Genomic DNA, 19,442 nt, shown 5'->3' on the forward strand with positions numbered 1-19,442 from the left:
TTATGGCACTTTCAATTCTTCCCACCGCGGACGACAGCCGCACCAACGCAACCTTCGCCGAGCTGATGTGGGCGCTCGCCCGGCCGGGCCTCGTGCGCATCCTGCCTTTAGCCGGCTTCGAAACGCTTGCCGAAAGCCTCATCGACCGCGAATGCAGTTTTCACGCGGGCAGTGACTCCGTACTGGCAAAAAGGCTTGCCGAGACCGGTGCACCCCCGGTGTCGCTCGACAAGGCCGATTACGTATTCACCACGCTCGGCTCGGAAAGAGACGTTGCGGCAGTTTCGACGCTGCGCATCGGAACGCTTGCCTATCCGGACGAGGCCGCAACGCTCTTTGCGCCGGCCCGGATCGGCTCGGGACAGGCGTTGCGCCTTTCCGGACCGGGCATCAAGGACATTCTGACGATCGAGATCGGCGGCGTCGATCCTTCCTTCTGGCCGATGCGCGAAAAGGCGATCCGCTATCCGCTCGGCTGGGATCTCTATCTCGTCGACGGCGACCGGCTGATCGGCATTCCCCGTTCCACGAAAATCGAGGTGCTCTGATGGCTTATGTAGCAACCCGCGGCGGCGAACGCGCCATCGAACAGGCCGAGAGGCTGTTCCGCGACGACCTCGGCACGATCACCCGCGAGCGGGTCGAGGCGGTGCGCAATGGCCTTCCCTATCTGATCGATCGCGTGATGGGCGAGGCCTCGCTCTACGAACCGGACCTCGCGGCGCTCGCGCTGGCACAGGCCGGCGGCGACCTTTACGAAGCGGTCTTGCTGCTTCGCGCCTACCGTACGACTCAGCCCCGCCTGACCGTCGCCGAGCCTGTGGCCCAGACGGACTTGTTCACGGTCCGCCGCATCTCCGCCGCCTTCAAGGATATCCCGGGCGGCCAGATCCTCGGGCCGACGCTCGATTATTCGCATCGCCTGCTGCAGGTCGGCGTCTTGAAGGGCGAGAGCTATACGCCCGATCCGGTCATCCCCGCCGCCGAGCCGGCACCGGCGGTACAGCCTTCGCTCGCGACCTGGCAGAAGGCGCAGGGGCTGATCAAGGACTATCCGGCCGAGACGGTCGCGCCGGACGATATCCCGGACCTGACGCGCGAGCCCCTGCTCTTTCCCGCAAGCCGGGCGCACAAGCTGCAGAGCCTCGCCCGCGCCGATACCGGCGGCACGCTGGCGCTCGGTTATTCGACGATGCGCGGCTACGGATCGGTGCATCCGACGGTCAACGAGCTGCGCCTTGCCGAAGCGCCGGTGCGCATGCGCCATCCGTGCGGCACGATCTTCAGCGCCGGGCGCGTCCGCGTCAGCCAGACCGAAGTGATCTCCAAGGCGAGGGAACTGGAACTCGGCTTTTCCGCCACGTTCGGCTGGAACGAGGTGAAGGTGATCGCCGCCGCGACGCTCGACCTCGCCTCCAACCAGCCGAACCCGCATCCGGCTTCCAACGAGGAATTCGTGCTCTACCATACCGAACCGGTCGAAAGCTCCGGCTTCTGCATCCATTTCAAGCTTCCCCACTACGTCACGTTCCAATCGAGCCTGGACGCGCTGCGGCGCGTGAAGACGGACCGCGAGGAGGCGACCGCCCGGAAGATCGTGGCCGAGGCGGAAGATCAATCGGAAGAAGAAGAGGTGGCGCTGTGACGCTCCAGGAACTGACCAGGCCGTGGACGGCCTTCAATTACGGGTTTCTCGATGAGTCGGCCAAGCGCGAACTGCGCCGCCGCATCCTGAAAGCCATCGCGGTGCCTGGTTATCAGGTGCCCTATGCGAGCCGCGAGGTGCCGATCGCACGCGGCTGGGGAACCGGCGGCCTGCAGGTGACGCTGACGCTCCTGAAACCCACTTCGGTCGTGAAAGTCATCGACCAGGGCGCCGACGATTCCGTCAATGCCAGCAGCATCCGCAAGTTCGTCGGCCGCGTCGGCGGCGCCGTCGAGACCGAAGACACGATGGAGGCGACAATCATCCAGTCCCGCCACCGCATTCCGGAGGAAAAGCTGCGCGAGGACCAGATCCTCGTGCTGCAGGTGCCGAACCCGGAGCCGCTCCGCCCGGTACAGCCCGACATGTCGGCCGCCCGCGAAATGCACGGCGATGCCGATTACGGACAGCTCTGGCTGATCCTCTACGAACAGCTCGTGAAGGCCGGCCGCATCATGCAGGGATCGAGCTATCCGAGCATGGTCAACGGCCGCCATGTGATGACGCCGTCGCCGATCCCGCGCTGGGACGTGCCGAAGCTCAACCAGGCGGATCACCTGACGATCCTTTCGGCGGGACGCGAGAAGCGCATCTTCGCGGTGCCGCCTTATACCAGCGTCGAACCGCTGGTCTTCGACGACGTGCCCTACCGGGTCGAGGATCATCGGGACAAGACCTGCCACCGCAGCGATGTCACCGGTTTCTTCATGAACGAGCTGCCGCAGGACGACGGTTCATCGCTCTACGAACTCTCCGACAGCCATTTCGGTGTCAAGAACATCCGGAAGTCCGAAGGCGAGGCGATCGAGATCGGCGAGACCTGGTACAAGAACGGAAGGATGAAGTGATGGCCGCCGCATATTTTGATGGCCGGGCGACAGGTGTCGAACGCCAGCCGCCCCGGCTGATGCTGGCCGAACCGATCCTGACGATGCGCGGCATCGCCCGCTCCTATGGCGACGTGCGAGCACTCGCCGGCGTCGATGCCACCGTCTATCCGGGCGAAGTGCTCGGCATCGTCGGGGAATCCGGTTCGGGCAAATCCACGCTGCTCAGGATGATGAACCTGGAGGACACGCCGGATGCCGGGACCTATCATCTCGCTCTTCCGGGCCATGAGGACCGCAATCTCTTCACCCTCGACCGGTTCGAGCGGCGCATGCTGAGGGCCCATCATATCGGCATCGTCTACCAGAACCCACATCTCGGCCTGCTGATGAACCATACCAGCAGCGGCAATGTCGCCGAGCGCATGCTGATCGCGGGAAAGCGCAATTTCGCCGAGCTGCGCGAGCGCGCCCGGGAATCGCTCGATGCCTCGGAATTCCCGATCGAGCGCATGGACGCCCGGCCGCGGGAGCTTTCCGGCGGCATGCAGCAGCGCGTGCAGCTTGCCAAGGCGATCGCGCTCGAGCCCGCCGTGCTGCTTCTGGATGAGCCGACGACGGGTCTCGACGTCAGCGTTCAGGCGCTGGTGCTCGACACGCTGAAACGGCTGCAGCGAGACCGCAGGATCACTATGGTGCTCGTCTCGCACGATCTCGGTGTCATACGCACGATGGCTGACCGGGTTATGGTGATGCGCAGGGGCGAGGTGGTGGAGCAGGGGCTCGCGGACCAGATCTTTCAGGATCCGCAGCACGAGTATACCCAGCAGCTCGTTCACGCGAAGCTTTGAAGGAAGATGCTACAATGAACGCTCATGTATCCACCCCGCGCGCTCCCGCGCCGGTGCTGCGTGTCGAGGGGCTCTCGAAGCAATTCGAGATGCACCACCTGAAGCGTACGCTGTTCGCTTTCGAAAACATCGAGTTCGAGCTGGGCGAAGGCGAATTCATCCTCCTCAGGGGCGAAAACGGGGCGGGTAAGTCGACCCTGCTGCGGACCCTCTACCGCTCCTACCTGCCGCGGGCCGGCCACGCCTATTACCATACCAGCGAAGGCGTCATCGACCTCGCCTCGGCTGCCGATGTCGATATCGCCGTGCTGCGCCGCCGGGAGATCGGTTTCGTGACGCAGTTCCTCAATGCCCGGCCGCGCGTGGCCGCCGAAGAGATCGTCGCGGAGCCCTTGCGGCTCGCCGGGATGCCCCACGCGGAGGCACTTTCGGAAGCCCGACGCTGGCTCGCCGCCTTCGGCGTGAAACCGCAGCTCTGGCCGGCCTATCCCTCCACCTTCTCCGGCGGCGAACAGCAGAAGGTCAATCTGGCGCGGGCGCTCATCCTGCCGCAGCGCCTGCTGCTTCTGGACGAGCCTACGGCCTCGCTCGACCGGTCGGCGCGGCGGGCACTGGTGGAGCGTCTGGTGGAACTCAAGGCATCGGGCGTGGCGATGATCGGGGTCTTCCACCATCCGGAAGATGTGGCCCACCTAATCGACCGGGAAATTCAATTGGAAACGATAAGGATTGCAGATGAGCCAGACGATGTGGCTGAGTGATTTCGAGATCGTCCTTCGGGACCGGATCATCGAGCGGGGAGCCCTTAAAATCGAGGACGGCCTGATTGCCGAGATCCGCGGCACGCCGGTAACCGGCGCGGACATAGAGGGTGAAGGCCGGCTGCTCCTGCCCGGTTTCGTCGATATGCACGGCGACATGATCGAAAAGGAAATAGAACCGCGCGCCAACGTCCGCATGCCGATCGAACTCGGCATCTACGAGCTCGACAAGAAACTTGCCACGAGCGGCATCACCACGGCCTATGCGGCGCTTTCCTTCACGCCCGCCACCTATGGCCATATGCGCTCCGTCGATCACACCACGACGATGATCAAGGCTCTCGCGTCGATGCGGGATGAGCTTCTTGTCGATCACCGCGTCCATGGCCGCTTCGAAGTAACGTTCCTCCCTGCGCTGGCCACCGCAGACGAATTGTCGAAGGCCGGAGCGCTCGACCTGATCTCGCTGATGGACCACACCCCCGGCCAGGGCCAGTACCGCAACATCGAAACGCATATCGCCAATATGGCGAAGACGAAGAAGATCAGCGAAACCGAAGCCGAGGAGCTCGTCCGGCAGCGCATCGCCAGCCGGGTGGAACACGGTGACGCCAACGACGTCGTCCATGCGCTCGCCAACCTCGCCCGGGAGCGCGGCCTGACGCTGGCATCCCATGACGACGACAGCATCGAAAAGGTGACGCTGCTGCATGGTCTCGGCGCCAGGATCAGCGAGTTTCCGGTGACGATGGAAGCCGCCGTCGAGGCGCATCGTCTGGGTCTTGCTACCGCCATGGGGGCGCCGAACGCCTTGCGCGGCCTTTCCTATTCCGGAAATCTCTCGGCGCGCGAGGCTTTCGCAGCCGGCGTGCTCGACATTCTCGCCAGCGACTATCATCCCTCGGCGATCCTGCCGGCGGTGCTGGCGCTTGCGGAAGCCGGCGAAGGGGGATTGCCTTCCGCCGTGGCGCTGGCAAGCGCCAACCCGGCGACCGCCCTCGGACTTTCGGATCGCGGCCGCATCGAGGAAGGCTTGCGAGCCGATCTCGTCATCGCCGAGCGCGGGCGAATTCCCCGCCTGCGTTCCACGATCCGCGGCGGACGGCAGGTTTGGTCGGATGGGGTCATTGGCAACGCTCGCAGGATTGCAGCCTGAGATCGACGAGGCCAGGCAGCAAGCCCGGCCTCTGAATTTTATTCTATGATTTTAATGTATCGTCTGAATTTTCCGGATGTTTCTTGAGGAAATAAGAATGAATTTCTACAAACTATCAAAATATTATATTCCTGTCATAAACAGCGTTTATTGAAGATTACTAGAAGACAGGGCCTGCCTCCCGTCAAAACGGGACGTTCAATGATTGCATTGGGTGGGATAGATGCTGGAACTATACTCGCTGAAGAAGTCCTTCGGGCAGGTGAACGCCGTCGATGACGTCACCGTTACCATCGAGGCCGGCCAGATGGTCGGCATCATCGGCCGCAGCGGCGCTGGCAAATCGACATTGCTCCGCCTCGTCAACCGCCTGATCGAGCCGACCAACGGCAGCATCCTCTTCAACGGCCGGGACATCACGAAGCTCAGGGGCCGGGATCTGCGCCTCTGGCGTGCCTCCTGCGCCATGATCTTCCAGCAGTTCAATCTGGTGGAACGGATGGATGTCCTCACCAACGTGCTGATCGGCCGCGTTGCCCATCAGGGACCGCTTTCGACGGTGGCGCGGCGTTTCCGCGAAGAGGAAAGGGCGCTGGCCGTCCAGGCGCTGGATCGCCTCGATCTGCTGTCCCAGGCCCTGCAAAAGGCAGGAACATTGTCCGGAGGACAGCAGCAGCGGGTCGCCATCGCCAAGGCCCTCGTGCAGCGCCCCGAGATCATGCTCGCGGACGAGCCGATCGCCTCGCTGGATCCGGCGAATGCCACGCGGGTCATGGACGCATTGCGCAAGATAAACAAGGAGGACGGCATCACCGTCCTCGTCAATCTCCACACGCTCGATACGGCGCGCACCTATTGCGACCGCATCATCGCCATGCGGGCGGGCCGCATCGTCTTCGAAGGGCTGCCCGCGGAACTGACGCGCGAGCGTCTTCAAGCCATCTACGGAATAGACGGCCCCGATTTCGAGCTCGACGAATCCGTGACATCGACGGCCATTGCTCCTCTGACGACCAGCCAAAGCCGGCAGAAGACCATGGCCTGACGCCTCAGCCCTGCAATAGCGCAGGGCAACCATCACCCTTGGAGAAACACGATGAAGAACGTCCTCTTGACGGCCGTAACGGCCGCGCTTGTCCTGGCGGGTTCCGCCCATGCGCAGGAATGGAAGCAGAGCTACAAGACGATCCGCTACGGCGTCACCTCCGCCGAAAACGAAAAGGATCGTATCGCCCGTTACCAGGGTTTCCAGGCCTATCTCGAAAAGCAGCTGGGCGTGAAAGTGGAGATCTTCACGGCCGGCAGCTACGACGGCGTGATCCAGGCGCTCGCCTCCGACCAGATCGAATTCGCTTCGCTCGGCTCGTCCGCCTATGCGGCCGCCTATACCGAGACGAATGGCGGTGTCGAGCCGCTTCTTGCACAGGTCGACAAGGAGGGCGCCAGCGGCTACTACTCGGTGGTCACCGTGCGCTGCGATTCCGGTTACAAGTCGATCGACGACTTGAAGGGCAAGGTTCTCGCCTTTGCCGATCCGGATTCGACTTCGGGTTATGCGGTTCCCTACTTCAACCTTGTGAAGCAGGGATACGATCCGAAGACCTTCTTTTCTGCCGTGCCTTTTTCCGGTTCGCATGAAACCGGCGTCATGGGCGTCTTCAACAAGCAGTTCGACGCCGCAGCGACCTATATCAATACCGAAAAGAGCGGCATCCCGCAGCGGATGGAAACCAAGGGAATGATCCCGTCGGGTCAGATCTGCCGCATCTGGCAGTCTCCCGAGATCACCAACGGCCCCCTGACCGCCCGCAAGAACCTGCCCGCCGACCTCATCGCGGCGATGAAGGCAGCCGTCAAGGACCTGCCGAAGAACGATCCGGAAGTCTACAAGATGATCACCTCCGGCGACGAAACCGCCAATGGTTACATCGAAGTCGACCATCAGCGCTACGAATGGATCGTCGAAATGCGCGACTGGCTGCGCCAGCAGCGCCGCCAGGGCTGATCCGGGAGTCAATACAGGGCGGCGCCGGACGTTCCGGAGCCGCCGGCCTGTTGGAAAAAGATCATGACCGATCTCTCCCTTGCGATCCGGAACTTCGAAACCGACTATGCCAATGCGCGGAAAAGCGCGCGGCGGGTGCAGGCCGTCTCGACGCTGCTCTTCCTCGGCGCCGTACTGTTTTCCGCTTATGTCGGCGGCTTCTTCGCGTTGACCGACGTAACCCTGCCCTCGGGCGAGCGCGTATCGATGCTGAAGATCTGGGCCGGCCTGCCGAGGCTCGGCGAATATCTGGAAAAGACGATCCCCACCCTTAGATTTGCGACGCTCGGTTCCGATCTCGCCGAATGGTTCTGGCGCTGGGAGACCTGGCTGCGCCTGCTCTGGGAAACCATCCTGATCGCCTACGCGGCGACCGTTCTCGGCGTTGCTGGCGGCTTCCTGCTCAGCTTTCTGGCCGCCCGCAATCTAAGCCCCGGGCGTCCGGTATCGGTCGTCGTCCGCCGCTATCTCGAAATCATCCGCACCGTTCCCGAAATGGTATGGGCGCTGATCTTCGTCTTCTGTTTCGGCGTCGGCCCGCTTGCCGGGGTCCTGGCGATCGGCCTTCACGCGACCGGCTCACTCGGCAAGCTCTATTCGGAAGCGAATGAAAACATCGACATGCGGCCACTCGACGGAATCAAGGCGTCTGGCGGCAACTGGTTTCAGCAGATGCGCTACGGTGCGGTGCCGCAGGTCATCCCGAACGTCATCAGCTATACGCTGCTGAGATTCGAGATCAACGTCCGGTCATCCTCCATCATCGGCTATGTCGGAGCCGGCGGGCTTGGTCAGGAAATCCGCACAGCCATGTCGCTGCAGGAATATACCGATCTCTCGGCACTCTTCGTCATCATCCTCTTCAGCGTGACAGTCATCGATTTTCTAAGCGAAAGATTGCGCCACAGGATCATCGGTATCTCGGAGCACTGGACATGACCGACACCCATCCTCATTCCGATGCGGATTTCGTCAGCGGCGCGAAAGCCCGCCTGCCCGGCGCCTTCGAGAGACCGCTTCTCGACCGCATGATGCCGGCGGCGATCGTTGCGGCACTCGCCGTTCCGTTCACCTACAGCGCCGTGGCCTTCGGCGCCACGCCGGCCCGGTTCATCGAGGGACTGACACGGCTCGGCAATATCCTCAGCTTCATGTTCCCACCCCATATCTGGACCACCTGGCAGGAATGGAGCGAAATCCTCGAAGGCCTCGGCGAAACCGTCGTCATGGCTTTCCTCGGAACGCTGCTGGGAGCTCTCGCCGCACTGCCGCTCGCCCTGCTCGGGGCCAAGAACATCATGCCGTTCAGCTGGCTCAGGCTTCTTTCCCGCCGCGGATTCGACGCCCTGCGCGCGGTCGAGCAGATCATCCTCGCGCTGATCTTCATCCGCGCCTTCGGCCTCGGTCCAATGGCCGGCATCCTTGCCATCGCCGTGTCGGAGATCGGCACGTTCGCAAAGCTCTTCGCCGAGGCGATCGAGAACACGTCGCGCAAGCCGGTCGACGGAGTGAAGGCGTCCGGCGGCAGCAATATGCAAGCGATACGCTATGCGATCATGCCGCAAGCGTTGCCGGTTATCCTGTCGATCATCCTTTACAATTTCGAATCGAATGCCCGCTCGGGCACCATCCTCGGCATTGTCGGTGCCGGCGGCATAGGCTTCCTGCTGGCCGATCGCATGCACGCCTTCCGTTGGCCGGAAGCGTGGTCGATCATCTTTCTGATTATCGCGACCGTCTATTGCATCGACGCGGCTTCCGCCTGGCTCCGCAAACGGCTGATATGATCCTTCAATCCGGCGGCCAATGACATAAGACCGCCGGAGATCCGGACTCATGCCATCGCGGTGGTCTGATCGTCGGTGGTCGCGCCCGGAGCGTTCGCCTTGATCGATTCGATCGCGTTCACGGCCGATGCCTTGCTCGCATAGCCTTCCGAGCTGAACATGATCTGGCCGTTGGAAGCCCGGAAACGGAAACGGAATTCACCGGCCTTATCCTTGTAGATTTCGAACCTGTACATTTTCTCTCTTCTCCTTCATGAACAACTTCAATCACTTATTCTAAAAACCGCCGCCGGTTCTGAACCCTCCGCCCGATCCGCCGCCGATACGGCCGCCACCGCCTCGCGAGCCTCCGCCGAATATCCCGCCGCCGGGGCGAGAGGGAAAGCCGGAGCGGCTCCCGCCGGGGCGATAGCCGCTGCGCAAGGCATCTCCGAGCTCGCGGGAGGAAAGCATGCCACCGATAATGCCGCCGATCACATCGCCGATCAGCTTGTCGTTGCTGAAGCCGCCGCCTTGCCGATCGTAGCCGGAGCGGCGGAATTCATCGCGGGAACGGTCGATCTCCGCGCGCTTCCTCGCCAGGTCGAGGGCGGTGCGGCGGGCTTCATCGGCCTGTTCCGCATGCCGGATCAGCTCGCTCTCGATGCTCTGCAACCGGCGGACGATCCGCTCGTCCTCGGGCGTCGGCGTCTGCAACGCATCGCGCAGCAGGACCCGCAGATCCTCCCTTTGCATGGATTCGGCAAGCTCGGCCAGCGCACCGGCCAGCCCCTTGTCCCCGTCTTCGCCGAGCAGGACTGCCCGTTCCTGCTCCAGCGCGGCATCCTCGCGTTCTAGGTCGGCGATGCGGCGGTCGGAAGCCTCAAGTTCTTCTTCCGCCTTACGGTGCGCCGCCTCGCGCCCCTCGATGCCGTCGGCTTCCAGCGCGGCACGCTCGATCGCGGTCAGCTTCGCCTCTTCCTCCGCGACCTCCGCCTTCAGCCGATCGGCATGTTCGCGCAACCGCTTGGGGATCTCCGTGAGGGTGAAGTAGTTCTGCCGGGCCGGCTCGTACTGGACGACGCGGGCCACATAACCGTCGCCCAGCCGGGCGATCGGGCCGCCGCGATAAGCCGACGTGCCGTATCCGCGTTCCCAGAGGTAGACGAAAAGTCGATCGGCGAGATAAGGCTTCGACTTCTCATCCCGGTCTGTCTCGGATTGCTTCGCCTTGACGTCGGCAGCCTGGGCTCTGGCCTCCGCACCCGACAGTTTGGCGGCCTGCGCCTGCCAGGCGAGATCCTCCGCCATCCGTTTCTGCGTCGCTTCCTCAAGACCCGTGATCGCCTCGGCCGCCTCGGCCACTTTCTTCGCCCTGTCCGTGCGCTCGTCGCGTGTCTTTGCAAGTGCGGAGAGAAGCGCCTCCCGGCGCTTCGAAAGCGCCTCCAGCTTCTGCTGCTGGTCCTCGACGATGGACAGCGCCTTGCGCTCAGCCTCGTCGAGCGTGCCGAGTATCCGGTTCTGCTTGAGTGCGTCCAGCCGGATGCGGGCGAGAGACTTGAACAATCCGGCCTGCTCCGTCCTCAGGCGCGCCGTCTCGGCTGCAGCCGCCTCGACGATCCGGGCCAGCCGGTCCTCGTCCTCGCGAAGTCCGCGGCCGGCCCGCTCGATGGAGTTCAAGGCTTCGAATGCACTGATCATCGCCGCCCTACCACTCCGTTATCTCGCCGCCGGAAACTGCCATGGAAAAGACCGGCTCCAGCGCGCCCCGCGGTTTGGTCGCAAGAACCTCGCCCTGCAGGATGCCGTCATCCGTCTTGTCCCGCCGCACAGCCTCATAGGTTTGCTGCGGCACGCGAACGCCCCATTTCGACACGGTCTTCGTCTGGCCGTTTTCCTCGCTCCGGATCGGGAAGGAAAGCAGCTGTCCGTCGGGCGTCACTGCTTCGACGATCAGGTAGTAGTTGCGCGCGCCGCTATTGACGTCGGGAATGCGAAAGATGCCGCTCTGCTCTCCAGGCCGCGACACGATCCTGAGTTCGTAGACCCGCATGAGATCGCCGCGCACCCGATCGAGGTCGGCCAAAGCGACCCGCGCCGCCTCGGCATCCGAACGCGCCAGCGCGGCCGAAGCATCGGATTGCAGCTGTTCCACACGCTCGCGCGCGTCGTCGGTCCTGGCCTCGGCGAGTGCCGCCTGACCCGCGGCCGCGATCTGCCGCGGCAACGTCTCCGTCAGCTCGATACGCGCCGCCTCTGCCGTCCGTTCGGCCACGGTCTGTTGCCAGACGGACCATCCGATCCAGGCGACGGCGAGCACGACGAGCACGGCTAGCGCCTTGCCGAAGGCGCCGCGCCTTACCCAGAGGCCGGCCAGCGTCCGCGACAAACCGGGTGGCGTCTGTTCATAGGTGAAGCGGCTCTCCTTGAGAGCCTTGATGCCCTCGTCGAGAATGCGGTCGGAGACGGTCAGGCCCTGGCTTTCGTAGATGCGCCGCAGCCTTTCCTTCAGGACATCGTCGCGCCCGTCCTGCGCCAGCTCGCGAAGGGCGACATCCTCCTGGTGGCGCAGGGTATCGACCACGTCCATGGCCAGCATCAGTTCGTCAAGGGCAGGTCCCTTGGCGCCGGAAGGGGAGGAGGTTGCCGCGGCGGTAGTTTCGGCCATGGTCGAATCCAGCGCCTGAGGCTCAGCCGATCACCAGGGCGTTCCCCTGTTCGGCAAGCCGGGCGATCCGCTTCTTGCCGTCCTCGACGGCATTGCGGATTTCCTCGCTGTTCTTCGTGGAAAGCTCCCGCATCTCGGCGATGATCTCCACTGAACGGGTCTGGAAGTTGACGACGCTATCGACCAGCTTCTTAACGGCATCGGCGCGGATGGTCGGGCCGTAGCCGGCTTTCAGGGCCTCTTCCTGCACCTTGCCGCCGATCTCGGCCAGCACTTCGAGCGATTTCGAAACGCCTTCCTTCATCTCGTTCAGGGTCTGCGTCGCCTCGTGCAGACCGAACAGGCCGGTGAACGATGCCTTCAGCGCGGTCAGAACCGATTCGTTGGTCGAGAAGAAGGACACAGCCTGCTGGTAGACCCGCTCCTTGGCATTAGTGGTCTGGACGAGACGCGCCATGACCACTTCCGACGTGTTGTAGCTAATCGTCAGGTTGTCGGCGAGGTCCTTGGCCACCTGATAGCGTCCCTCCTCGTTCTGGACCCTGCGGAGATGTTCGTCGCGCACCAGTTCGAGCTTGGCCCTTTCCGTCAGGTCGCCACCTTCCGGGAAGGCGGCAACCGCATCGGACGCCCCCTTCAATCCGGCCTTGGCGTCGTCGAGCTTTGCCTGGGCGGCCTTGAGGATTTCAAGTGCCGCGACTTCGCCATGCTTCAGGGCGCCCCGGAAATCGCGGTAGGCCTCCAGGATGGTCTGCTCGCGTTCGATATTGGCCTTGGTGTCCTTGGAGACTGCGAGATAGGTCTCCTTGATCTCGTCGAAACGGGTCGCAATGTCGCCGCGTGAAATCTTCATCCAGACGTTGGTGGCGCGCTCGAAGATGTTGATCTTGCCGTCCTCGATCTGGTCGACCATGGATTTCGCATCATCGCGGATCGAATCGAAGGCTTTCGAAATCTTTTCGTAGCGCTGCCCGATCGACATCTCGGCGACCTGTTCGCGAACGACTTCGTTGAAGACGCTCATCTGCTGCAGGGTGCGGGTGATGATCGCAATCTTTTCCGGCTCGATATCGGCGATCTTTTCAAGGAGACCGACGATCGGCGCGTCCTCCTTTTTATCGCTGACCAGGCCGAGATCGCGCAGGGTAGACATTGCCTTATCGAGATATTGCAGCGGCGTTTTGACGACGACCTCAGCCATGGAACCCTCCCTTTCAAATCGGCCGAGGGTATTCACCGCCTCAGCCAAAGTTCCCGATAAACAAGAAATAGCGGATACATTTGCCTTTAATCAAGTAATGTTCCAATCTCATGACGACCGACGTTCGAAGGTGGTGAACTGAGCGTCACCTCAAAAGAGTTAGATCCCGCCTGTATCCCGATTGCCAAACATGCGATGAAGCATGAGTTGCAGGTGTCACACTTTCCGGTGCAGGATTATGAAGAAAATCGGTTTCCTCTCGTTCGGGCACTGGACGCCCTCGCCTCAATCTCAGACGCGGTCGGCATCCGACGCGCTTCTCCAGTCCATCGATCTCGCGGTCGCGGCCGAGGAGCTCGGCGCGGACGGAGCCTATTTCCGCGTCCATCATTTCGCCCGCCAGCTCGCCTCACCCTTCCCGCTGCTTGCCGCGATCGGCGCGAAGACGAGCCGGATCGAGATCGGCACGGCGGTCATCGACATGCGCTACGAGAACCCGCTCTACATGGCCGAGGATGCCGGTGCGGCAGACCTCATCGCCTCCGGCCGCCTGCAGCTCGGCATCAGCCGTGGCTCGCCCGAGCAGGTGATCGACGGGTGGCGCTATTTCGGTTACGTCCCTCCCGACGATCAGACCGAGGCAGATATGGCCCGGCGCCACACGGAGGTCTTCCTCGAAGTGCTGCTCGGCAAGGGCTTTGCGCAACCCAATCCGCGGCCGATGTTCCCCAATCCGCCCGGCCTCCTGCGCCTGGAACCCCATTCGGAGGGCCTGCGCGAACGGATCTGGTGGGGTTCGAGCTCGAATGCCACCGCGACATGGGCGGCCAAGCTGGGGATGAACCTGCAGAGTTCCACGCTGAAGGACGACGAGACCGGCGAACCTTTCCATGTCCAGCAGGCGGCTCAGATCCGCGCCTACCGCGAGGCGTGGAAGGAGGCCGGCCACGCGCGCGAGCCGCGGGTCTCGGTCAGCCGCAGCATCTTCGCGCTGGTGGACGATCGCGACCGGGCCTATTTCGGATATGGGAATGATGGCGAGGACAAGATCGGCTTCATCGACGAGAAGACCCGGGCGATCTTCGGCCGCTCCTATGCCGCCGAGCCCGACGCCCTCATCGAGGAGCTGAAGAGGGACGAGGCGATTGCCGAGGCCGACACGCTTCTTCTGACCGTTCCGAACCAGCTCGGCGTGGACTACAACGCGCATGTCATCGAATCCATCCTGAAGCATGTAGCCCCTGCTCTCGGATGGCGCTGAAATGGGACCGGCAATCGACCATATTCGGTCGATGCCATTCCCTACGACGCGCGCGACCTTCGCGCTATCAGAATGCCCGTCAGGACAATCCCGCCTCCGGCCCATCCCAATGGGCCGAGAAGCTCGCCGAGCACGACAATGCCCAGCAATGAGGCAACCACGGGCTGGAGCAGCAGCGTGAGCGACGAGAAGCTCATCGGCAGGAATGCCAGCGCATAGATGATCAGAGCCTGTCCACCGACATGGCTGATCAGTGCGAGCGCCAGCAGGATTTCCCAGCCCCGCAGGGTCGAAGGAAGGATGGCGCTTTCCATCACAAGTGCGACGGGAAGGATGGAGAGCGCCGCGGTTGCCGTGTTCCACAGCATCACCCGCATCGTGTCGAACCGGCCCCTGGCGCTACCCAGCGCAAACATGTAGCCGGCGTAGAAGACGGCGCCGATGACGGCGGAGAGATCACCCACCCAATGGCCGCCGCCAAGGCCACCTCCATCACCCGCTTTCAGGACCACCACGCCCACCAGCGCGATCACCAGGCCGGCGATGAAGCCCCGGCTTACCTTGGCGCCGAAGAATAGCCAGCTTCCGAGCGTGACGAAGACGGGCGAAAGGTTCACCAGCAGCGTGGCATTGGCGATGCTCGTCCAATGGATGGCAAGGTGCCATGCCACGAGATCGGCGGCCAGGAAAATCCCCGGCAGCATCAGCAACGCATAGTCCGACCGGCGCTCCGGCAGGCGCATGGCCTCAGGCCGCCAGATCAGCGCGAAGGCGCATAGCGGAAGAAGGCCCAATGCAAGCCGCCAGAATGCCGTCGCCACAGGCCCGAGCTCGGAGAGCCTGACGAAGATCGGCGACCCGCCGATGGCAATGCCTCCGGCAATCAGAGCCAGGAGCGGAAGATGCCGCCGATCGGAAAGCAGATTTGCATAGGCCATGGGAGCCCCGGAAGCAGAAGGCGGAAGGTACCGCCTCCGATAGCGTCAGCCGACAACGATGGCAATGACGGCCACGCAGTCACCTGCCTTGACCAATCCAGGGAAATGCCGGGCGCAAAGGATGCCGCTCATCTTCGCACGGATTTCACCCGGTGCGGCGCCGGTCCGCCCGGTGGGATAAATACGGGCCAGGACGGCTCCTTCACGGACCTCGTCGCCCAGGTCGAAGACAGGCTCGATCAAGCCGTCCTCCTCGGCAAAGGAGAAACAATCGCCATCCGGCATGTCGAGCCAGGTCGTCGGCCCGGTTTCGGCCCGGCCGGCGACGATGCCTGCATGACGGAGCACGTTCATGACGCCGCGCTTGGCGATGCCCGCGCTTTTCGCCGTCGCCGTGCCGCCGCCGCCGAGTTCCGTGGTGATGAAGACCTTGCCCATCTCCTCGGCCGCCGTGTCGTACATGCCGACCGCATCGATCTCGAGCATCTTCATCGAATAGGGAGCGGAAAACGCCTTCACGAATTCGAAGGCGCGGGCTTCCTGCTCCTTGTCGGGCAGGATATGCGCGGCACAGAAGGGCAAGAAATCGAGCGTCTTCCCGCCAGAATGGAAATCCAGCACGATATCGGCCCGCGGCAGCAATTCACGCTGGAAGTAGTCGGCGATCTTCTGCGTCACCGTCCCGTCCGGTCGGCCGGGAAAGCTGCGGTTCAGATTGCCCTTGTCGATCGGCGAGGTCCGCGTACCGGCAAGAAAGGCCGGATAGTTCATCGCCGGAACGATGATCACGGTGCCGCGGACATCCTCCACCTTGAGGCTACGGGCGAGATCGAAGAGCGCGATCGGCCCTTCGTACTCGTCGCCGTGATTGCCGCCCGTCAGGAGCGCCGTCGGACCCTTGCCGTTGCGGATCACCGTGAGGGGGATCATGACCGATCCCCAGGCGGAATCGTCGCGGCTGTAGGGCAGCCGCAGGAAACCGTGCTGCACTCCTTCGGCCTCGAAATCCACCGTCGGGCTGATCGGGGACGGCCGCAAAGCTATTTCGCCCATGGGCCTCAATCCTTGACCATCAGCTTGCGCGGCACATTCGCCAGGCATTCGACGCCGGTATCGGTGATGAGAATGCTTTCGGTCGTCTCGAAACCCATATCTTCCAGCCAGAGGCCGGTCATGAAATGGAAGGTCATGCCGGGCTTCAGCTCGGTGCGGTCGCCCGGGCGCAGGCTCATGGTGCGCTCGCCCCAGTCCGGCGGATAGGAAAGACCGATCGGATAGCCGGTACGGTTGTCCTTGACGATCCCGTATTTCTTGAGAACCGCGAAGAAGGCGTTGGCGATGTCCTCGCAGGTATTACCGGGTTTTGCGACCGCAAGGCCGGCCTCCATGCCCTCCAGCGTCGCCTTTTCCGCATCGAGGAAGGCCTGCGTCGGCTTGCCGAGGAAGACCGTGCGCGACAGAGGCAGATGATAGCGGTTGTAGCAGCCCGCGATCTCGAAGAAGGTGCCCTCGCCCTTCTTCATCGGCCGGTCGTCCCAGGTCAGGTGCGGCGCCGACGCCTCGACGCCCGATGGCAGCAGGGGCACGATCGCCGGATAGTCGCCGCCGATGCCGTCGATGCCGCGCGTGCCGGCGTCGTAGATTTCGGCGACCAGATCGCATTTGCGCATGCCGACCTCGATCTTGTCGAAGATGCGGGCATGCATCGCTTCCACGATGCGTGCCGCGTTGCGCATATACTTGATTTCGGTTTCGCTTTTCACCGCCCGCTGCCAGTTCACGAGCGCCGTCGCATCCACAAACCGGACATTCGGCAGATGCTTCTGCAGCGAGGCGAAGGCGGCCGCCGAGAACCAGTAATTGTCCATCTCCACGCCGATCGTCAGCTTGCCGAAGCCGCGATCCGTCAGGATGCCGGAAAGATAATCCATCGGATGGCGTTCGGTGGACTGCACATAATGATCGGGATAGCCGATGATGTTCTCGTGCTTCAGATAGGCGGTGAGCTTGGCGCCGTTGGCGTCCTGGCCGCGGCCGAACCAGATCGGCTCGCCGGACGGCGGCACGATGACGGCCTGGTGCACGTAGAACGACCAGCCGTCATAACCCGTCAGCCAGGCCATGTTGGACGGATCGCTGACGATCAGCAGGTCGATCCCCTTCGCCTCCATGGCTTTCCGCGTCTTTTCCAGCCGCGCGGCATATTCGCCAAGAGAGAATTTGAGATTGGGCTGGGTCATGTTTCTTCCCTTCTTGTCCGGCGCAAAGCCGGCTCAGCTTTCGAATGCGGTGCCGGCGCCGGCGACATCCGCCCGCACGAAGGCGAGCGTGGCGATGGCGGTATCCTGAATGCCCGTGCCGGTGAGGTCTGCGAGCGTGATCTGGCCGGCGCTTTCGCGGCCCGGGTGCAGGCCGGCGACGACCTCGCCGAGCTGCGGAAAGGCGGTATCCGGCGAGATGAATCCGGCCTCTATGGCGTGATGCAGTTCCCCGAGCCGGCGCGTCTGTCTCAGGCTGTCGGCGACGTAGATATCGGCCTTGGCGATTGCCGCCGGATCGATCTCGTTCTTGTGCTCGGCATCCGAACCCATGGCGGTCACATGCTGGCCTGGCCGAAGCCAGCCGGCTTTCAGGATCGGGGTTTCGGACGGCGTCGTGGTGACGACGATATCTGCGCCCGCGACCGCAGTTTCGGGATCGGCTTCCGCGCTCACCGGGAAACCGAGTTTGGCAGACAACCCGACAGCCACGGCCTCGGCTTTTGCCAGATCGCGCGCCCAGATGCGCGCTTCCCGGATCGGCCGGACCAGGGAAAGGGCCTCAAGCTGCAATCGAGCCTGCATACCCGCCCCGAAAATCGCCGCAACGGCCGAATCCGGACGCGACAGGTGTTTTGCCGCGACGGCACCGGCGGCGGCCGTGCGTATGTCGGTCAGATACCCGTTATCGAGCAGCAGCGCCTGGACCAGCCCCGTGCGGCTGGACAAAAGAACCATCATGCCGTTGGTACTCGGCAGGCCGATCTTCGGGTTGTCGAAGAAACCGGGACTGATCTTGATCGCGAAGCTTTCGATACCCGGGACGTAGGCCGTTTTCACGTCCACCTCGCCCCGATGTTCGGGAATGTCGAGACGCAGGATCGGCGGCATGGCGACCGGCTTGGTGGCAAGTGCGTGAAAGGCATTCTCGACGCAGGCAACGGCTTCGCCGTCGAGCGGGACAAGGCTGCGCAGTTCCCTTTCGGTGAGGATGACCATCCGGCTCATGCGGCGTCCTTTCCGTAGATGGTCTCGCCGTTCATCACCCGCCGGTGCCGCTCCATATCGACATTGCGGCCGGAGAGGATCACAACGACGGGGCCGCGGCTTTCGATCTTTCCTGCAAGAAGCGCCGCGATGCCCACGGCGGCCGCACCTTCCACGACTTCGCGCTCGACCGCATAGGCGTGCCGCATGCCGGCTGCGATCTCGGCTTCGGAAAGAAGGACGACGTCGTCCAGCAGGTCCCGGCACATGGCGAACGTAACGCGGTTGTCGAGACCGATGCCGCCGCCGAGCGAATCCGCAAGGCTCGGCAGTTCCTCGACCGGCACCGGCCCGCCGGCATCGAGGCTTGCCTTCATTGCCGCGCCGCGCTCCATCGTCAGGCCGACCACCCGAACCGAGGGTTTCAGACCTTTGACAGCAGCCGCAACCCCGGCGGCAAGTCCGCCACCCGACAGCGGCACAAGAACGGTATCGACCTCCGGCACCTGTTCGACGATCTCGATGCCCAACGTGCCCTGTCCTGCGACGACGGCCGGATGATCGAAGGGCGGCACCATGACCAACCCTTCTTCAGCGACCAGCCTATCCACCTCCTCCTGCGCCTCGTCCTGCGAACGGCCGATAATGCGGACACGTGCGCCGAGGCGGCGGATTTCCGAGACCTTGTTTTCGGGCACAAGCGACGACATGCAGATGGTCGCGACAGAACCTTCCGCTCGCGCGGCAAAGGCAAGCGCCCGCCCGTGATTGCCGGTGGACGCCGCCACCACACCGCGCGCCCGCTCTTCCGCGGAAAGGGAAAGAACGGCATTGACCGCACCGCGCAATTTGAAGCTGCCGGTGGTCTGGTGGTGCTCAAGCTTCAGATGCACGGGCACGCCGACGCGTTCGCTCAACATTGCCGATTCCACCATGGGCGTACGGAGCGCGCGCCCCTCGATGCGCGCCGCAGCGGCATGGATATCGTCGAGCTGAACCGGCAAGGTCTTCCCGCTCAT

General features: G+C 63.2%; 20 protein-coding genes. 11 read left to right on the top strand and 9 right to left on the bottom strand.

Annotated elements, in window-relative coordinates:
- Nucleotides 1-2: 2 nt before the first annotated feature.
- The 10 genes from phnH to phnE (QTA58_RS08440) all read left to right on the top strand — a co-directional run bounded on the left by phnH (nt 3) and on the right by phnE (QTA58_RS08440) (nt 9,131).
- Entirely contained in the window at nt 3-548 is a 546-nt protein-coding gene (gene phnH, locus QTA58_RS08395; RefSeq protein WP_289672421.1) for a phosphonate C-P lyase system protein PhnH, read from the top strand.
- The gene (locus tag QTA58_RS08400) at nt 548-1,645 is read left to right on the top strand and encodes a carbon-phosphorus lyase complex subunit PhnI (RefSeq protein ID WP_289672422.1); all 1,098 of its coding nucleotides are present in this window, start codon (nt 548-550) and stop codon (nt 1,643-1,645) included. Before phnH ends, QTA58_RS08400 begins: the two co-directional genes overlap by 1 nt.
- On the top strand, nt 1,642-2,553 hold the full coding sequence (locus QTA58_RS08405; RefSeq protein WP_289672423.1) for an alpha-D-ribose 1-methylphosphonate 5-phosphate C-P-lyase PhnJ: 912 nt from the start codon (nt 1,642-1,644) through the stop codon (nt 2,551-2,553). The genes QTA58_RS08400 and QTA58_RS08405 overlap by 4 nt, the downstream gene beginning before the upstream one ends.
- Nucleotides 2,553-3,383, top strand: a complete 831-nt coding sequence (locus QTA58_RS08410) for an ATP-binding cassette domain-containing protein (RefSeq protein ID WP_289672424.1) — start codon at nt 2,553-2,555, stop codon at nt 3,381-3,383. The genes QTA58_RS08405 and QTA58_RS08410 overlap by 1 nt, the downstream gene beginning before the upstream one ends.
- Nucleotides 3,384-3,397: 14 nt before the next feature.
- A complete protein-coding gene (locus QTA58_RS08415) occupies nt 3,398-4,144 on the top strand; it encodes an ATP-binding cassette domain-containing protein (RefSeq protein ID WP_289672425.1) in 747 nt (248 codons plus the stop codon).
- A complete protein-coding gene (locus QTA58_RS08420) occupies nt 4,131-5,300 on the top strand; it encodes an alpha-D-ribose 1-methylphosphonate 5-triphosphate diphosphatase (RefSeq protein ID WP_289673068.1) in 1,170 nt (389 codons plus the stop codon). Before QTA58_RS08415 ends, QTA58_RS08420 begins: the two co-directional genes overlap by 14 nt.
- Nucleotides 5,301-5,523: 223 nt before the next feature.
- The gene (gene phnC / locus QTA58_RS08425; protein WP_289672426.1) at nt 5,524-6,345 is read left to right on the top strand and encodes a phosphonate ABC transporter ATP-binding protein; all 822 of its coding nucleotides are present in this window, start codon (nt 5,524-5,526) and stop codon (nt 6,343-6,345) included.
- A 51-nt stretch (nt 6,346-6,396) separates the two neighbouring features.
- Complete coding sequence (gene phnD / locus QTA58_RS08430; RefSeq protein WP_289672427.1) at nt 6,397-7,305, top strand: phosphonate ABC transporter substrate-binding protein; 909 nt, start codon at nt 6,397-6,399, stop codon at nt 7,303-7,305.
- 63 nt (nt 7,306-7,368) lie between these two features.
- Nucleotides 7,369-8,283, top strand: coding sequence for a phosphonate ABC transporter, permease protein PhnE (phnE, locus tag QTA58_RS08435; RefSeq protein ID WP_289672428.1), 915 nt, complete (start codon nt 7,369-7,371; stop codon nt 8,281-8,283).
- Complete coding sequence (gene phnE, locus QTA58_RS08440; protein WP_289672429.1) at nt 8,280-9,131, top strand: phosphonate ABC transporter, permease protein PhnE; 852 nt, start codon at nt 8,280-8,282, stop codon at nt 9,129-9,131. Before phnE (QTA58_RS08435) ends, phnE (QTA58_RS08440) begins: the two co-directional genes overlap by 4 nt.
- 47 nt (nt 9,132-9,178) lie before the next feature.
- Here phnE (QTA58_RS08440) and QTA58_RS08445 read toward each other — a convergent pair whose 3' ends face one another.
- The 4 genes from QTA58_RS08445 to QTA58_RS08460 are packed head-to-tail and all read right to left on the bottom strand — an operon-like array spanning nt 9,179 to nt 12,979.
- Nucleotides 9,179-9,367, bottom strand: a complete 189-nt coding sequence (locus QTA58_RS08445; RefSeq protein WP_085421716.1) for a YegP family protein — start codon at nt 9,365-9,367, stop codon at nt 9,179-9,181.
- A gap of 40 nt (nt 9,368-9,407) precedes the next feature.
- Nucleotides 9,408-10,811 (bottom strand): hypothetical protein, encoded by a 1,404-nt coding sequence (locus tag QTA58_RS08450; protein ID WP_289672430.1) that lies wholly within the window; start codon nt 10,809-10,811, stop codon nt 9,408-9,410.
- Between the two features lie 7 nt (nt 10,812-10,818).
- Nucleotides 10,819-11,778 carry a DUF6384 family protein gene (locus tag QTA58_RS08455; RefSeq protein WP_289672431.1) on the bottom strand — a complete coding sequence of 320 codons (960 nt, stop codon included), beginning with the start codon at nt 11,776-11,778 and terminating at the stop codon, nt 10,819-10,821.
- Between the two features lie 22 nt (nt 11,779-11,800).
- Nucleotides 11,801-12,979, bottom strand: a complete 1,179-nt coding sequence (locus QTA58_RS08460; protein WP_289672432.1) for a cell surface protein — start codon at nt 12,977-12,979, stop codon at nt 11,801-11,803.
- A 238-nt stretch (nt 12,980-13,217) separates the two neighbouring features.
- Between QTA58_RS08460 and QTA58_RS08465 the strand changes: the two genes are divergently transcribed.
- Nucleotides 13,218-14,240 (top strand): LLM class flavin-dependent oxidoreductase, encoded by a 1,023-nt coding sequence (locus tag QTA58_RS08465; protein ID WP_085421712.1) that lies wholly within the window; start codon nt 13,218-13,220, stop codon nt 14,238-14,240.
- A gap of 41 nt (nt 14,241-14,281) precedes the next feature.
- Here the strand turns inward: QTA58_RS08465 and QTA58_RS08470 are convergent, their stop codons facing one another.
- Genes QTA58_RS08470 through eutB form a run of 5 tightly spaced genes read right to left on the bottom strand, consistent with a single transcriptional unit; the run spans nt 14,282 to nt 19,442 of the window.
- Nucleotides 14,282-15,178 (bottom strand): DMT family transporter, encoded by an 897-nt coding sequence (locus QTA58_RS08470; protein ID WP_289672433.1) that lies wholly within the window; start codon nt 15,176-15,178, stop codon nt 14,282-14,284.
- A 45-nt stretch (nt 15,179-15,223) separates the two neighbouring features.
- The gene (gene doeB, locus QTA58_RS08475; RefSeq protein WP_289672434.1) at nt 15,224-16,231 is read right to left on the bottom strand and encodes a N(2)-acetyl-L-2,4-diaminobutanoate deacetylase DoeB; all 1,008 of its coding nucleotides are present in this window, start codon (nt 16,229-16,231) and stop codon (nt 15,224-15,226) included.
- Between the two features lie 5 nt (nt 16,232-16,236).
- Nucleotides 16,237-17,418, bottom strand: a complete 1,182-nt coding sequence (gene doeA / locus QTA58_RS08480; protein WP_289672435.1) for an ectoine hydrolase DoeA — start codon at nt 17,416-17,418, stop codon at nt 16,237-16,239.
- A gap of 33 nt (nt 17,419-17,451) precedes the next feature.
- Nucleotides 17,452-18,444, bottom strand: a complete 993-nt coding sequence (eutC, locus tag QTA58_RS08485; RefSeq protein WP_289672436.1) for an ectoine utilization protein EutC — start codon at nt 18,442-18,444, stop codon at nt 17,452-17,454.
- On the bottom strand, nt 18,441-19,442 hold the full coding sequence (gene eutB / locus QTA58_RS08490; protein WP_289672437.1) for a hydroxyectoine utilization dehydratase EutB: 1,002 nt from the start codon (nt 19,440-19,442) through the stop codon (nt 18,441-18,443). The genes eutC and eutB overlap by 4 nt, the downstream gene beginning before the upstream one ends.

The organism is Neorhizobium sp. CSC1952 (genome assembly GCF_030378245.1).
Taxonomy (GTDB): Bacteria; Pseudomonadota; Alphaproteobacteria; order Rhizobiales; family Rhizobiaceae; genus Neorhizobium; species Neorhizobium oryzae_A.

What these genes read in the sequence shown, in the direction of transcription:
- phnH (WP_289672421.1), top strand. Translation starts at nt 3, where the DNA reads ATGGCACTTTCAATTCTTCCCACCGCGGACGACAGCCGCACCAACGCA.
- QTA58_RS08400 (WP_289672422.1), top strand. Translation starts at nt 548, where the DNA reads ATGGCTTATGTAGCAACCCGCGGCGGCGAACGCGCCATCGAACAGGCC.
- QTA58_RS08410 (WP_289672424.1), top strand. Translation starts at nt 2,553, where the DNA reads ATGGCCGCCGCATATTTTGATGGCCGGGCGACAGGTGTCGAACGCCAG.
- QTA58_RS08415 (WP_289672425.1), top strand. Translation starts at nt 3,398, where the DNA reads ATGAACGCTCATGTATCCACCCCGCGCGCTCCCGCGCCGGTGCTGCGT.
- QTA58_RS08420 (WP_289673068.1), top strand. Translation starts at nt 4,131, where the DNA reads ATGTGGCTGAGTGATTTCGAGATCGTCCTTCGGGACCGGATCATCGAG.
- phnC (WP_289672426.1), top strand. Translation starts at nt 5,524, where the DNA reads ATGCTGGAACTATACTCGCTGAAGAAGTCCTTCGGGCAGGTGAACGCC.
- phnD (WP_289672427.1), top strand. Translation starts at nt 6,397, where the DNA reads ATGAAGAACGTCCTCTTGACGGCCGTAACGGCCGCGCTTGTCCTGGCG.
- phnE (WP_289672428.1), top strand. Translation starts at nt 7,369, where the DNA reads ATGACCGATCTCTCCCTTGCGATCCGGAACTTCGAAACCGACTATGCC.
- phnE (WP_289672429.1), top strand. Translation starts at nt 8,280, where the DNA reads ATGACCGACACCCATCCTCATTCCGATGCGGATTTCGTCAGCGGCGCG.
- QTA58_RS08445 (WP_085421716.1), bottom strand. Translation starts at nt 9,367, where the DNA reads ATGTACAGGTTCGAAATCTACAAGGATAAGGCCGGTGAATTCCGTTTC.
- QTA58_RS08450 (WP_289672430.1), bottom strand. Translation starts at nt 10,811, where the DNA reads ATGATCAGTGCATTCGAAGCCTTGAACTCCATCGAGCGGGCCGGCCGC.
- QTA58_RS08455 (WP_289672431.1), bottom strand. Translation starts at nt 11,778, where the DNA reads ATGGCCGAAACTACCGCCGCGGCAACCTCCTCCCCTTCCGGCGCCAAG.
- QTA58_RS08460 (WP_289672432.1), bottom strand. Translation starts at nt 12,979, where the DNA reads ATGGCTGAGGTCGTCGTCAAAACGCCGCTGCAATATCTCGATAAGGCA.
- QTA58_RS08465 (WP_085421712.1), top strand. Translation starts at nt 13,218, where the DNA reads ATGAAGAAAATCGGTTTCCTCTCGTTCGGGCACTGGACGCCCTCGCCT.
- QTA58_RS08470 (WP_289672433.1), bottom strand. Translation starts at nt 15,178, where the DNA reads ATGGCCTATGCAAATCTGCTTTCCGATCGGCGGCATCTTCCGCTCCTG.
- doeB (WP_289672434.1), bottom strand. Translation starts at nt 16,231, where the DNA reads ATGGGCGAAATAGCTTTGCGGCCGTCCCCGATCAGCCCGACGGTGGAT.
- doeA (WP_289672435.1), bottom strand. Translation starts at nt 17,418, where the DNA reads ATGACCCAGCCCAATCTCAAATTCTCTCTTGGCGAATATGCCGCGCGG.
- eutC (WP_289672436.1), bottom strand. Translation starts at nt 18,444, where the DNA reads ATGAGCCGGATGGTCATCCTCACCGAAAGGGAACTGCGCAGCCTTGTC.
- eutB (WP_289672437.1), bottom strand. Translation starts at nt 19,442, where the DNA reads ATGAGCGGGAAGACCTTGCCGGTTCAGCTCGACGATATCCATGCCGCT.